Source organism: Pleomorphomonas sp. T1.2MG-36 (genome assembly GCF_950100655.1).
Classification (GTDB): domain Bacteria; phylum Pseudomonadota; class Alphaproteobacteria; order Rhizobiales; family Pleomorphomonadaceae; genus Pleomorphomonas.
The window spans coordinates 867135-880965 of sequence record NZ_CATNLY010000023.1; the positions used below are offsets into that span (position 1 = coordinate 867135).

At 65.5% G+C, this 13831-nt stretch carries 10 protein-coding genes; 4 read left to right on the top strand and 6 right to left on the bottom strand.

Features of this window, described 5'->3' with window-relative positions; all coding sequences use genetic code 11:
* Positions 1-9 precede the first annotated feature (9 nt).
* The 4 genes from QQZ18_RS15390 (at position 10) to QQZ18_RS15405 (ending at position 7789) form a co-directional block, all read left to right on the top strand.
* Positions 10-3933: a translocation/assembly module TamB domain-containing protein gene (locus QQZ18_RS15390; protein ID WP_284541794.1), complete on the top strand. Its 3924-nt coding sequence runs from the start codon at positions 10-12 to the stop codon at positions 3931-3933.
* Between the two features lie 192 nt (positions 3934-4125).
* On the top strand, positions 4126-5055 hold the full coding sequence (locus QQZ18_RS15395; RefSeq protein ID WP_284541795.1) for an aldo/keto reductase: 930 nt from the start codon (positions 4126-4128) through the stop codon (positions 5053-5055).
* A 62-nt stretch (positions 5056-5117) separates the two neighbouring features.
* Positions 5118-5969 (top strand): aldo/keto reductase, encoded by an 852-nt coding sequence (locus QQZ18_RS15400; protein ID WP_284541796.1) that lies wholly within the window; start codon positions 5118-5120, stop codon positions 5967-5969.
* 110 nt (positions 5970-6079) lie between these two features.
* Positions 6080-7789 (top strand): ABC transporter ATP-binding protein, encoded by a 1710-nt coding sequence (locus tag QQZ18_RS15405; protein ID WP_284541797.1) that lies wholly within the window; start codon positions 6080-6082, stop codon positions 7787-7789.
* On the opposite strand, the gene dmeF is transcribed toward QQZ18_RS15405, so the two are convergent.
* The 6 genes from dmeF to QQZ18_RS15435 all read right to left on the bottom strand — a co-directional run bounded on the left by dmeF (position 7771) and on the right by QQZ18_RS15435 (position 13822).
* On the bottom strand, positions 7771-8703 hold the full coding sequence (gene dmeF / locus QQZ18_RS15410; RefSeq protein WP_284541798.1) for a CDF family Co(II)/Ni(II) efflux transporter DmeF: 933 nt from the start codon (positions 8701-8703) through the stop codon (positions 7771-7773). The genes QQZ18_RS15405 and dmeF overlap by 19 nt on opposite strands.
* 9 nt (positions 8704-8712) lie before the next feature.
* A complete protein-coding gene (locus tag QQZ18_RS23720) occupies positions 8713-9252 on the bottom strand; it encodes a metal/formaldehyde-sensitive transcriptional repressor (protein ID WP_342398925.1) in 540 nt (179 codons plus the stop codon).
* Positions 9253-9418: 166 nt separating this feature from the next.
* Positions 9419-9856: an IS200/IS605 family transposase gene (tnpA, locus tag QQZ18_RS15420; protein ID WP_446728664.1), complete on the bottom strand. Its 438-nt coding sequence runs from the start codon at positions 9854-9856 to the stop codon at positions 9419-9421.
* 208 nt (positions 9857-10064) lie between these two features.
* Positions 10065-11123: a substrate-binding domain-containing protein gene (locus QQZ18_RS15425; RefSeq protein ID WP_284541800.1), complete on the bottom strand. Its 1059-nt coding sequence runs from the start codon at positions 11121-11123 to the stop codon at positions 10065-10067.
* Between the two features lie 100 nt (positions 11124-11223).
* Positions 11224-12276 carry an ABC transporter permease gene (locus QQZ18_RS15430; RefSeq protein ID WP_446728654.1) on the bottom strand — a complete coding sequence of 351 codons (1053 nt, stop codon included), beginning with the start codon at positions 12274-12276 and terminating at the stop codon, positions 11224-11226.
* Positions 12277-12304: 28 nt separating this feature from the next.
* The gene (locus QQZ18_RS15435; RefSeq protein ID WP_284541801.1) at positions 12305-13822 is read right to left on the bottom strand and encodes a sugar ABC transporter ATP-binding protein; all 1518 of its coding nucleotides are present in this window, start codon (positions 13820-13822) and stop codon (positions 12305-12307) included.
* Positions 13823-13831: the final 9 nt, after the last annotated feature.

Here is a 13831-nt window from a genome sequence, read left to right on the forward strand (position 1 = left end):
GAGGCCCACATGAAACTCAAAGCCGCCCTCCTCGTCCTTTCCGTCCTGGCCATCGGTCCGCTGGCCCTGACGTTCGCCGGCGCGCAAGAGGACGACAGCGCCGAAAAAGGCTCCTTCGTCCGCTTCGTCGAAGACAAGATCTCGACGCCCGATCGCAAGATCGAACTCGGCGCCATCGATGGCGCCCTGTCGTCGGACGTTCGCCTTGCGTCGATCACCGTATCCGACCGCGAAGGCGCATGGCTCCGGATCGAAGGCGTTCACCTCGTCTGGAGCCGACTGGCGCTGCTGCGCGGCAACCTTGATGTCGACAGCCTGGAAGCCGAGAAGATCGAGGTCGTCCGCAAGCCGCTGCCCGCCGAGACCGTCGATCCGGCGGCGAGCGAAGGCTTCGCCATGCCGGATCTGCCTGTGGCGGTAAAGGTCGGACGTCTTGCCGCCCCCAACGTCGTCCTCGACGCGTCGGTGCTCGGCGAGGAAGCCCGGCTCGCGGTCAACGCATCCGCCAACCTTGCCGATGGCTCGCTCGACGCCAACCTCGCTGTCAGCCGAACAGACAGCAAGCCCGGCGAACTGTCGCTCAAGGCGGCCTATTCCGCCGAGACCAAGGCGCTCGACTTCGACCTCAAGGCCGACGAGCCGGCGGACGGCATCATGGCCACCCTCCTGAACCTGCCGGGCAAGCCGTCGGTCGGCCTGACGCTGAAAGGCGCCGGCCCGCTTGACGATTTTGCCGCCGACTTGACGCTGGCCACCGATGGGGTCAACCGACTGGCCGGGCGCACCACCATCGCCCGCGACGGCAATGGGTACCGCTTCGGCTCGGCACTGGCCGGCGATCTCGCGGCCCTGGCGCAACCCGATTACGCGCTCTACCTGGCCGGCCGCTCGACGTTGGACCTGTCGGGCCGCGTCGACGATGCCGGTCCGATCACCATCGACAAGCTGGCGCTCGCCGCGCCGGTGCTGACGCTGCAAGGCTCGGCGGCGCTCGCCGCCGACCACTTCCCGACGGCCATCGACATCGACGGCCGCCTCGCGGGCAAGGACGGAGCCCTGCCGCTTGGCGGCGCGGGCGCCACAACTCGGCTCGGCGAGGGACGACTGCGCTTTTCCTTCGGGCATGATGGCGCCTGGAGCCTGGAACTTGCCGCGGAGGGCCTGTCGACACCCACCTTCGGTGCCGGGGCGCTGGCGATCAACGGCCGTGGCGCCGCCACCGATCTGGCCGACGCCGAGAAGCGCCGCATCGACTTCACACTCAGCGGCGGCTCGAATGGCCTCAGCTTCACCGATGCCGCCGTCGGCGCGGCCGTGGGGGGCGAGCTGTCCTTCTCCGGCTCCGGCCGCTGGGCGGCCGGTGTCCCGCTGACCATCGACGCCTTGAAGCTGGCGACGCCCACCGCCGAGGCATCGTTCGCAGGCAAGGTGGAGGATGGCCGCATCGAAGGGCAGCAAACGCTTCTGGCTCCCTCGCTTGCGCCCTTCTCGGCGCTGGCCGGACGATCGCTTGACGGCCGCGTCGAACTGGCCGCCAGCGGAACCCTCGCTCCCACGACTGGAGCGTTCGACCTGACTCTCGACGGCGAGGCCGGTGCGCTTTCGGCCGACATCGCCCGACTGGACAGCCTTCTCTCCGGTGCGACCAAGCTGAGCGGCCGCGTTGCCCGCGACACCTCGGGGCTCAAGCTTCAGAATGTCAGGATCGCCAATCCGGCGCTGACGCTGACCGCCGACGGCAACCATGCCCTCGAGAGCACCGATGTCACGGCGACGCTGACGTTGCCGGACGTCGGCCGCGTCGAGCCGAAAGCCAAGGGGGCGGCCGGGTTGATGCTGTCGGTCCGCGGCAGCGGCGGGCCACTCGATCTGACGGCGCGGCTTTCCTCCGACCGTCTCACGCTGGCCGGCAACGCGCTCGACAATCTGGGCGTTGATCTGACCGGTCGCCTGGATGGTGGCGACTTCAACGGCAAGATTGATGGCACGGGGCGCCTGAAGGGGAAGCCCCTGGCGCTGTCCGCCGGGCTCAAGAGTGCCGACGACGGTAGCCGGCGCATCGAGGGGCTTGCCCTTTCTGTGGCCGATAGCCGAATAACAGGCGATGCGACGATCAACTCCGATGGGCTGACCACCGGCCGGCTGGCCATCGACTCGCCAGATCTCTCCGCGCTGGCTCCGCTTGTCCTCGTCGATCTCGCCGGCCGGCTTTCCGCCGATGTGAGCCTGACGCCGGAGAATGGACGGCAAGCGGCGCAAACCAAGATCAAGGCGGCCAATCTCGCCGTTGCCGGGACCAGGATTGCGTCGGCCGACGTCGAAGCGACCATTGCCGATCTTCTCGGCGCGCCGAAAATCGACGGTCGCTTCGCGGCGAAGGGCCTTGCGACCGAAGCCGCGAGCGTGACCAGCCTCGACGGCACCGCGAAAAGCGAGGGCAACGCAACGGCCTTCACCGTCCGGGCCGACGGAATAGCGGCACCGCAGCTCACCGCGGCAGGGCTCTCCGGTTTTGCGGCGACGGCATCCGGCCGGCTTGACGGCAACAAGGTGATGCTCGCCAGCGCGAAGCTGACCGGTCCCGCCGGGTTTGGCGCCGACGCCAATGGCATCGTTCCGTTTTCCGGCGGCGGTCTCGGCGTCGACGTCAGGGCGAATCTGCCGCTCGCCCTCGCGCAGTCCTTCGTCGCCACGCGTGGCACGCGTCTGACCGGGACAGCCAATGCAACCGTGAAAGTGTCCGGCAGCCTTGCTTCGCCCGACTTTTCCGGGCGCGTGACGGTCAGTGGCGCTTCGGTTGCCGATCCGCTGACCACCATGCGCCTCGACGCCATCGACGTGGCGCTCCAGCTCACCGGCGACAGGGTCCGCATCGAGAGGGCGACCGGCACCGTCAAGGGCGGCGGGCGTCTTTCGGCCGAAGGCAGCATCGGGCTTTCGACCGGCCTGCCGGTCGATGTCCGCGTCACGGCGGCCAGGGCGCGCGTCACCGACGGCCGAATCGTGACGGCCGATCTCGATGCATCTCTCGCGGTGGGCGGCTCGATGGTCGACGGCCTCAAGGTCACCGGCAAGGTCGACATCGCGCGGGCCGAAATCACCGTTCCCGAAGGTGGAAGCGGAGCGGCGACCCTGATCGAGGTCCGTCACAAGAACACGCCTGATGACGTGAATGCCACGCTGAAGCGCATCAGCAAGGCGGCCGGCGACGGCCGGACAAAATCGGGAGGCGGCCTCTCCGTCGGTCTCGACGTTGCCGTCAACGCACCGCGCCAGCTGTTCGTGCGCGGCCGAGGCATCGATGCCGAACTCGGCGGTCACCTGACCGTGCGGGGCACGCTGGGCGACGTGCAGCCCGTGGGCAGTTTCTCGCTGATCCGTGGCCGTGTGCTGGTGATCGGCCAGCGCATCAGCCTCACCGAGGGCACCGTGACCCTCCAGGGCGACCTCAATCCCTACCTGTCCCTGTCGGCGACCACCACGTCGGAGTCGATCTCCGTGACCGCCACCGTCGAGGGCTATGCGGACAATCCCAGCATCGTCCTCTCCTCGACGCCCGAGCTGCCGCAGGACGAAATCCTTGCCCGCTTCCTGTTCAAGCGCTCGGTCTCGGATCTTTCGGCCTTGCAGATCGCCCAGTTGGCCGAGGCGGTGACCCAGCTCGCCGGCGGAGGCAACGGCAATGGCATCGTCGACCGCCTGCGCGCCAGCGTCGGCCTCGACGATCTCGACGTGAACACCGATGCCCAGGGCAACGCGGCCGTGACGGCCGGCCGCTACGTCACCGAACGCGTCTATCTCGGCGTCACGGCTGGCGAAGGCGGGCGGAGCGGCGTGTCGGTCAATCTCGACATCACCGACGACGTCAAGGCCCGGGCCGAGGCGACACAGGAACAATCGAAGGTCGGCGTCTATTTCGAAAAGGAATACTGACCGCTCCCCGATCGAGACCGGGTGCCTGGCTTGTCTGGGCACCCGCATCATCCTTGCCAGAGATCAATAGCATCTCCGTAATCTGTTGGACGGATGGCCGATGGTGGCGCATCGTCCGCAGCATTCCTTTCTTCCGCTCGTTCGGTCGCCGGCAGAGGCGCGACGACGTGGGCACCAAGGCGAAGGCAAACCATGCAGACCTACCAGATTCCCAAAAGCGACCTTTCGGTCTCCTCCGTCATCCTCGGCCTGATGCGCATTGCCAAAATGAGCGATGCCGAGATCCGGACCCTGGTCAACACCGCCATCGAGGCGGGCATCAACATGATCGACCATGCCGACATCTATGGCGGCGAGCTGCATCTTTGCGAAAAGCGGTTCGGCGAGGCGATGAACCTGACGCCGGCCCAGCGCGAGAAGATCGTCATCCAGAGCAAGGCCGGCATCCGCAAGGGCTTCTTCGACTTTTCCGAAGCGCACCTCCTTGAAGCCGTCGACGGATCGCTGAAGGCGCTCAAGACCGATTATCTCGACGTACTGCTCCTGCATCGCCCCGATGCGCTGGTCGAGCCGGAAGAGGTCGCCTCGGCCTTCGACAAGCTGCAGGCATCCGGCAAGGTGCGGAACTTCGGCGTTTCCAACCAGACGCCCGGCCAGATCGAACTGCTGAAGACGGCGGTGAAGCAGCCGCTTCTCGTCAACCAGGTACAGCTGTCGATCACCCACGCGCCGCTGATCGCCCAGGGCGTCGCCATCAACATGGCCGGCCTCGAGCAGTCGGTCGACCGCAACCTCGGCCTCCTCGACTATTCGCGCAAGGAAGGCATGACGCTGCAGGCGTGGTCGCCGTTCCAGCGGGGCTTCTTCGACGGGCCGTTCATCGGCGACCGCGAGAACTGCGCCGCCCTCAACGACGCGCTCGATGAGATCGCCGCCGCCCACGGCGTGACGCCGACCGGCATCGCGGTGGCCTGGATCATCCGCCATCCGGCGAAGATGCAGGTGGTGCTGGGCACGACCCGCACCGACCGCGTCAAGGAGTGCGTTGCCGGCGCCGGCGTGACGCTGTCGCGTGAGGAATGGTACCGGCTGTTCACCGCCGCCGGCTACATCGTTCCCTGATCGCCTTTGGCCGGCGGCGGGGGGCCCGCCGCCGCGCCTCCACATTGCGAAAGGACAAGAGGATGAGCACCATCGATGCCGGCCTGTCCGGGCAATTCAAGATCGGCGACCTCACGGTCAATCGCCTTGGCTTCGGCGCCATGCGCATCACCGGAAAGGGCATCTGGGGCCCGCCCGCCAATCGCGATGCGGCGCTCGCCACGTTGAAACGGCTGCCGGAGATCGGCGTCGACTTCATCGACACCGCCGACAGCTACGGGCCTGATGTTTCCGAGCAGTTGATCCGCGAGGCCCTGTACCCCTACAAGGGCATGCTGATCGCCACCAAGGGCGGCCTCACCCGTGGCGGCCCGGACCAATGGACGCCGAACGGTCGGCCGGACTACCTGATCGAGCAGGCCAAGAAGAGCCTTGCCAAGCTTGGCGTCGACCGGATCGACCTCTGGCAGTTGCATCGCATCGACCCGAAGGTGCCGCGCGACGAACAGTTCGGCGCGGTGCGCCGGCTCCTCGACGAGGGCATCATCGCCCACGCCGGCCTTTCGGAAGTCTCGGTGGCCGAGATCGAGTCGGCGCGGAAAGTGTTCCCCGTCGCCACCGTGCAGAACCGCTACAACCTCACCGATCGCGCCAGTGAGGACGTCCTTGCCCACTGTGAGGCGAACGGCATCGGGTTCATTCCCTGGTTCCCGCTGGCGTCCGGCAAGCTCGCCCAACCGGGCGGCCTCGTCGACCGCATCGCCAAGGCGCACGGCGCAACGGCCGGTCAGGTGGCGCTCGCATGGTTGCTCGCTCGCAGCCCGGTGATGCTGCCCATCCCCGGCACATCGAGCGTCGCCCATCTAGATGAGAACGTGGTCGCCGCCAGCCTGAAGCTCACCTCGGCGGAGATGGCCGAGCTCGACGCCGCGTGAGGGCAGCATAGGTTCCAACCGATGCGGCAGCGACACGGATCGCTGCCGCTCTTGGCCCGTGGTGCCGTCGGGCCTTTCGCGCAAGGTTAGGATGGGGCATTGTCCGCCCCATGCTCAAAACCTTCTTTTCCTATTACCGCCCTTATCGCGCGTTGTTCCTGCTCGACTTTGGCTGCGCCGTCGTCGCAGGCCTGCTCGAGCTCGGCTTTCCTCTCGCGGTCAAGGTCTACATTGACCGCCTGCTGCCATCGGCCGACTGGGCCCTGATCGTCGCCGCCGCTCTGGCCCTTCTGGCCGTCTACCTTCTCAGCGCCGGTCTCAACGCCATCGTCGTCTATTTCGGCCACATGCTCGGCATCAACATCGAAACCGAACTCCGGCGCCGCAGTTTCGATCATTTGCAGAAGCTCTCCTTCCGCTATTTCGACAACCAGAAGTCCGGACATCTGGTCGCCCGGCTGACCAAGGACCTCGAAGAGATCGGCGAGATCGCCCATCACGGCCCGGAAGACCTGTTCATCGCCGTCATGACCTTCATCGGCGCCTTCCTCCTGATGCTGTCGGTCAACACCGAGCTGGCGCTGATCACCACCGCCATCGTGCCGGCGGTCGCCTTCATCACCGCCCGCTACGGCGGCCGCATGACCGAGAACTGGCACCAGCTCTACGGGCGCGTCGCAGGCTTCAACGTGCGGATCGAAGAGAACGTCGGCGGCATGCGCGTGGTGCAGGCCTTCGCCAACGAGGACCACGAGCGCCGGCTGTTCGCCGTCGACAACTCCGCCTACCGGACCACCAAGCTCGCCGCCTACCGGCTGATGGCCGCCACCAACGCGCTGTCCTTCCTGTCGATGCGCCTCGTTCAGCTCGTCGTGCTGATCGCCGGCAGCCGGCTGGTGTTGACGGGCGATCTCACGGCTGGCGGCTTCGTCGGCTTCCTGCTGCTGGTCGGCGTGTTCTTCCGCCCGGTCGAAAAGATCAACGCGGTGATCGAAACCTATCCCAAGGGCATCGCCGGCTTCCGCCGCTATCTTGAGTTCCTGGGCACCGAGCCGGACATCGCCGACAGGCCCAACGCCATCGTCGCCCCGCCGTTCAAGGGGCATGTGCGCTTTTCGGATGTCGGCTTCAGCTATGGCGGCGACCGGCCGCTGCTTTCCGGCATCAACCTCGACATAGCCTCCGGCGAGACGATTGCCTTCGTCGGACCGTCGGGTGTCGGCAAGACGACCCTCTGCTCGCTGCTGCCACGCTTCTACGAGGTGACGGAGGGCGCCATCTCCATTGACGGCATCGACATCAGGAACATGACCGTCGCCTCGCTGAGGCGGCAGATCGGAATCGTGCAACAGGACGTGTTCCTGTTCGGAGGCACCATTCGCGAGAACATCGCCTACGGCCGGCTGGATGCCACGGAAAGCGAAATCGCGGCTGCCGCCGAGCGCGCTCAACTCGGCAGTCTCCTGTCCGACCTGCCCGATGGGCTCGACACCATCGTCGGCGAGCGCGGCGTCAAGCTGTCCGGTGGCCAGAAGCAGCGCATCGCCATCGCCCGCATGTTCCTGAAGGATCCGCCGATCCTGATCCTCGACGAGGCCACCTCGGCGCTGGATACCGCGACGGAACGTGAAATCCAGGCCTCGCTGGCCGAACTTGCCAAGGGGCGCACCTCGCTGGTCATCGCCCACCGGCTCAGCACCATCCGCAATGCGCACCGCATCGTCGTGGTGGATGCCGACGGCATCGCCGAGCAGGGCAGCCACGACGACCTTCTGAAGCGCGGCGGCGGCTATGCCCGTCTCTACGCGGCGGGTGGCTGAGAAGCGGACGCCCTGGCCTCCACCGTCAGGTGGACGATCTCGTGAACCGGTCGGAGGCGGCGACGCACATTGTCCGCGTCGTCGCCGACCACCGACACGATGGCGGCATGGCCGGCCGGACCGACGCGCCAAAGATGAAGATCGACGATGCGGGCCTCGGTCTCGTCTTCAACCAGTTCGCGGATCTCGCCCTCGACATGTGGATCGGCCATGTCGAGAAGCACCGAGGATGCCGCGCGCATCAGTGACCAGGACCAGACCGCGATCACGGCTGCCCCGACGAGTCCCATGGCCGGATCCAACCATACCCAGCCCAAGAACCGCCCGCCGAGAAGCGCGGCAATCGCAAGGACCGACGTCAAGGCATCCGCCAGCACGTGGACGTAGGCAGAGCGCAGGTTGTTGTCATGGCCATGTTCGGCGTGGTCGTGGGGTTCGTGATGGTGATCGTGGTGATGATCGGGACCCAGCAGAACGGCGCTCAGGAGATTGACCAGGAGTCCCAGCACGGCAATGGCCGTCGCTTCCGAGAAAGCCACCGGTTGCGGATTGAGGAAGCGGAGAGCCGACTCGACGGCGATGCCCAGCGCCACAAGACCGAGAACCAGGGACGACGCGAAGCCGGCGAGATCGCCGACCTTGCCTGTGCCGAAAGTGAACCGCCGCTCGGCGGCGTATCGGCGCGCCAGGAGATAGGCGAAGGCTGCCACCGTCAGAGCACCGGCGTGCGTGGCCATATGGAAACCGTCGGCGAGCAGCGCCATGGAGTTGAACACAACACCGGCGACGATTTCGCCGACCATCATGGTCAGCGTCAGGAGCACGACCCAGAGCACACGGCGGGTGTTGCGGTCGTGGTCACGGCCAAGAAAGACGTGATCGTGAGCCATCCCGCCAACGTCAGACTGCTCCATTGCCCTGCCTCATTTTCCGTAGCGACGAATGGCTTCCATCAGTTCGTCCGCTGCCGCCGACCGCGTGGCATCGTCGATGCCAGGGCGGGCGACATGCTCGTGGAGGTGTCCCTCGATCAGCTCGTCCATCAGCCCCAGCACCGCGCCGCGCACACCGGCCACCTGATGCAAGACGACGGCGCACTCCGCCTCGTCCTCCAGCGCTTTTTCAATGGCGGTCAACTGTCCGGCGATGCGCCGGACACGGGCGAGCAAGGGTTTTTTGTTCGTTTTGGTATGCATGATAGGATACCCCCCTATCCTATAGAACTGGGAACCGTTGGCAAGACCTGAGTTCGCACTCGCGCCGTCGCCTCGGCGAAGACTCTTCCGCCCTAAAACAACCGAAACATCGGGCAGCGCAAGGCGTTCACGGAGCGATCCCAACAATCGCAGTCGTTCTCCTCGCACCGTCGAGGTGTCGACGAGACCGGCACGATGCCATTGCCAGCCGACCTGAGGCACGATGCAGAGCGAGCGGGTGAGTCCGGATCGCCTGAGCGTCGCCAAGCGGGCTGTATCCATCCCGGCGGCCTTATGGCGACCCCGCGCGGGCGCTTTCCGAAATATAGGCGTATCCGTTGAGCGATGCCCCGCATCCGGAAAATCACGAACCTCCGCCAGAGGCGGAGGTTTGGGACGCTGCGCTTGGGCCACTAGAAGTGGCTTTGTTACATCAGGGGTTCAGCTTGAACAGATCGTTGTGATCTGATGCCTTGTCGGCTTTCTCCTGGTCCCTGATGTAACGTCTAACGACCTGTTCATTGTAGCCGGTGGTGGATACGAAGTAACCGCGCGCCCAAAAGTGATAGCCGCGGAACTTGCGTTTGCGGGCATATTTGTTGGCGACATAAAGAGCCGTCTTGCCCTTCAGAAACCCGACGATGTGCGAAACGGAATACTTCGGCGGGATCGATATCAGCATATGCACATGGTCAGTCATCATGTGCCCTTCGACGATCTGGCAGCCCTTCTGGAGACAGAGTTTCCGGAATTTCTCAACCAGTTCCCGACGCAACTCTCCATAAAGCCTTTTCATTCTGTATTTACTTGCAAAAACCAAGTGGTATTTGCAGTCCCACGTTGAGTGGGCTAGATGGTTATCGTCCACTATAACCTCCGTTCTTGACCCACTTCGTGGCCCAAGCACGGAGGTTTCTTTTATACTGTGTAGAACCCATCCAATCCTCCACCATAGGTGGAGGTTTTCTTTCGATAAGCAAAAAGCCGACACCCCGAAGGATGCCGGCTTTCTGGAGCGGGGTTACCTGGATCGGCACCCCGACGGAGGAGCGGTCCGTTTTCTCACGTTCAAAGATCGATCAGCGCTTCGGCTCGGGAATCCAGGGCGCCATCGACACGTCGGCCTTGGAGAACTGCGGCAGCTTGGCCGCGAGGTCGTCCATGTTCTTGATGCCCTTCTCAAGGAGAATCTGCCGGGTGATCAGCGTCGGCGGCACCACCACCTGCGCCCCGGTGTCGACGCCGGCAAGCTGCAGGGCCAGCGTGCGCACGCAGACTTCGCCAACAACCGCCGAGGATGTGGCTGCCGTGGCCGCCCAGGCGCTCTTGTCCTCGACCATCGCCGAGATGTCCGGCGTCGAGATGTCGGCCGAGTAGATCTTGATCTTCTCGCTGAGGCCGGCCTCGTCGACTGCGGTCTTGGCACCCTTGGCGAACTCGTCGTAGGGCGCGAAGATGACGGTGATGTCGGGATTGGCGCGCAGCACCGCCGCCGTCTGGTCGGCGACCGAGTTGGCGATCGGGTTGTTCATGGTGCCCCAGTGCGCCACTTCCTGGATGCCGGGATACTTCTTCTTGAACGCCTGCCAGGTCTCGTCGCGACGGTCGAGCGGTGCGATGCCCGGCACGTAGACATAGCCGGCCTTGAAACTCTCACCATTGTCGGCGATGGCCTGCTCAAGAGCGAGACGGGCGAGTTCGCGGTCGTTCTGCTCGATCTGCGGGATGGCCGGGTTCTCGCAGTTGACGTCGAAGGCGACGACCTTGAAGCCCTCCTCAACCGCCTGGGCAGCCGGATCCTTCAGCGTCTCGGTCAGGCCGTGCTGCAGGATGATGCCGTCGACGCCGAGGTTCATCGCCTGCTGCAGCATCTCTGCCTGCAGCGCCGCATCCTGGCGGGAGTCGAGCACATGCAGGTCGAAGCCGAGCGCCTCTGCCTGACGGGTCACGCCGGCCAGATAGAACTGGAAGAAGTCGCCGGTGGAAAGATAGCGCACCAGCGCGATCTTCACCTTGCGCTCGCCGACAATGCCGGGGGCGCCGGAAATGCCTTCGGCGAAGGCGGAACGAAGCGGCAGGCCGCCGGCCACCGTGGCGGTGGCAAGACCGGCAAGAAATGTCCTTCTGTCGATAGTCATTTTCTCACTCCTCAAATGACGGTTCCGTTGACCTTGCCGGGGTGCGCCTCCTCCGCGCGCCGCGGCATACCTCGCGTTTTCCTATTGGGCCGAAGCCGGCTCAGCGACGCTGCGAGGAGGCGAAGCCGAAGGTGAAGAGCAGGGCGAAGACAAGGACGAGGCCCTTGACGAAGTCCTGCGCGTAGTAGGGAGCGTTGAGCATGGTGAGGCCGTTGAGCAGCGTGCCGACGAACAGCGCGCCGACAGCGGTGCCGAACACGTTGGGCTTCTTGGCGCCCAGCACGGCGTAGCCGATCAGCGCGGCGGCGACCGAGTCGAGCAGCAGCGACGAGCCGGACGTCACGTCGCCACGGCCGACGCGGGCGGCGAGCAGGATGCCGCCGATCGAGGCGAACAGGCCGGAGATCATGTAGGCGGCGATCTTGTAGCGCTCGACCGGCGCACCGGCGAGGCGGGTGGCCTTCTCGTTGCCGCCGATGGCGTAGAGCACGCGGCCATAGCGCGAGCGCTCCATGAACACCCACAGGATGATAGCGGCCACGACCATGATGATGACCGGCAGCGGGATCAGATCGAACACGCGATAGCGACCGAGTGCCAGAAAGGTGTCGGTGAAGGTGCCGGTCGCCGCCGAACCGTCCGACAGCGTCATGCCCTTGGCGATCGAACGACCGCCGGTCGGAATGAGCTGCAAACCGAGTAGCAGGAACATCATGCCGAGCGTCGCCAGAAGATCCGGGATGCGGCCCTTGACGATCAGGACACCGTTGAGAAAGCCGATGAACACGCCGAGCAGCAGGCAGATCACAACGGCGAGGAAGGTGCCCTGGTTGAGGATCACCATCACGTAGCTCGACGCCATCAGCGACATGGCCGCCGTCGAGCCGATGGACAGGTCGAAGCCGGCGATGGCCAGCGTGACGGTGACGCCGAGCGCCAGGAGCGCCGTGACCGACACCGCCTGCAGGATGGAAAACATGTTGCGGGCGTTGGCGAAGGCCGGCTCGAGACGCCAGAAGACGATGATCATCACGGCCAGGATGATCAGGAGGCCGAACTTGATGATGAAGTCCTTGACGGTGAGGGCGGACTTCGTGGCGCCGGCTTGCGCGGCGCCCGCCGGCGCTGCCGGATGGGGAGACTGGGTGCTCATGGTGAAAAGCCTTTTGTCTTGCGAAGCGTCAGGCGAAGGTTGCGTGGGTGCCGGCACCGCTGATCTCGGCGACCAGGGCATCGAGCGACAGCCCGTCGATGGAGTGCCCACCGACCACCGAAAAGTCGCGCATCACGATGATCCGGTCGGCGATTTCGGTTGCCTCCTCCAGATCGGCGCAGATGACCAGCGTCGCCCGTCCGGCGGCCGTCTCGCGCAATCGTCGGCCGATATCCTGCCGGGCACCGATGTCCACGCCCTGGAAGGGCTCGTCGAGAATGAGCAGGCGACAGGGCTGGATCAGCCAGCGGCCGAGCACGACCTTCTGCTGGTTGCCGCCCGACAGAGAACCGATCGGCACGTCGATGGAGGCGCACTTGATGGAAAGATCGCTGACCTGGCCGACCGCCGCCCGCCGTTCCTGGTCCGGGACGACAAGCGACAGTTTGGAGAAGTGCCGGAGGAAGGGCAGCGTCATGTTGTGCAGCACCGAAAACTCGGACACCAACGACGAGTTGCCGCGATCCTCATGCGCCATGAACACGCCCTTGGCGATGGCGTGTTGCGGCGAGGCGGCGCGCAGCGGCTTGCCGTCGATGGTCACCGAACCGGCGTGAGCGGCGGCCGTCCCGAACAGGCATTCGGCAAGCTCGGTCTTGCCGGCGCCGATCAGCCCCGTCAGCACCACCACTTCGCCCTCGCGAAGATCGAGGTCGAAGGGGGCGGACGTCGGCGTGATGGCAAAGTCGCGGATCTCGACCACGGTTCGTCCGCCGGCCACGGCAGCGCGGGCGCCCTCGCTGACGCGGTGGCCGACCATGGCATGGACGATGCCGTCGAAATCGAGCGGTCGCGCGAACTCGGCGCGGACGCGGCCGTCGCGCATGACGACGGCCCGATCGGCGAGGCGACGGATGTCGGACATGCGGTGACTGATGTAGACGATGGCGACGCCGCGTGCCCGAAGATCCTCGATCAGCACGAACAGCCGGGCCGCCTCCGCTTCCGATAGCGACGACGTCGGCTCGTCCAGGATCAGCACCTTGGGATCGTGCGACAGGGCGCGGGCGATAGCGACGAGCTGCCGTTCGGCCTGGCCGAGCTCGCTCATGGCCCTGCCGAGCGGCAGATCGAGGCCGAGGATCGCCTGAATCTCGCGTGCCCTTGCCGTGATGGCCGCCCGGCTGAGGAGCATCGGCCCCTCGGGCCGGCAGATCTCGTCGAGCGCGAGATTCTCGGCGACCGTGAGCTGCTGGACGACGCCGTCGTTGATGATCTGGTGAACGGTATGGATGCCGGCGGCGCAAGCCTCGAGCGGCGAACGGAAATCGACCGTCGCGCCATCGATCTCCATCGTGCCGGAATCGGCCGGATGCACGCCGCAGAGAATCTTGATCAGCGTCGACTTGCCGGCGCCGTTGGCGCCCATCAACGCCAGCACCTCGCCACGCCGAATGTCGAGATCGACGTCGATGACCGCATGCGTGCTGCCGAAACGCTTGTTCAGCCCGCGGATGCGGATCACCTCCCTCCCTGGTTCTGTCATGCCGAAAAC

Excerpts from the sequence above, each read along its gene's own strand:
- QQZ18_RS15390 (WP_284541794.1), top strand. The coding sequence starts at position 10 with ATGAAACTCAAAGCCGCCCTCCTCGTCCTTTCCGTCCTGGCCATCGGT.
- QQZ18_RS15395 (WP_284541795.1), top strand. The coding sequence starts at position 4,126 with ATGCAGACCTACCAGATTCCCAAAAGCGACCTTTCGGTCTCCTCCGTC.
- QQZ18_RS15400 (WP_284541796.1), top strand. The coding sequence starts at position 5,118 with ATGAGCACCATCGATGCCGGCCTGTCCGGGCAATTCAAGATCGGCGAC.
- QQZ18_RS15405 (WP_284541797.1), top strand. The coding sequence starts at position 6,080 with ATGCTCAAAACCTTCTTTTCCTATTACCGCCCTTATCGCGCGTTGTTC.
- dmeF (WP_284541798.1), bottom strand. The coding sequence starts at position 8,703 with ATGGAGCAGTCTGACGTTGGCGGGATGGCTCACGATCACGTCTTTCTT.
- QQZ18_RS15425 (WP_284541800.1), bottom strand. The coding sequence starts at position 11,123 with ATGACTATCGACAGAAGGACATTTCTTGCCGGTCTTGCCACCGCCACG.
- QQZ18_RS15430 (WP_446728654.1), bottom strand. The coding sequence starts at position 12,276 with ATGAGCACCCAGTCTCCCCATCCGGCAGCGCCGGCGGGCGCCGCGCAA.
- QQZ18_RS15435 (WP_284541801.1), bottom strand. The coding sequence starts at position 13,822 with ATGACAGAACCAGGGAGGGAGGTGATCCGCATCCGCGGGCTGAACAAG.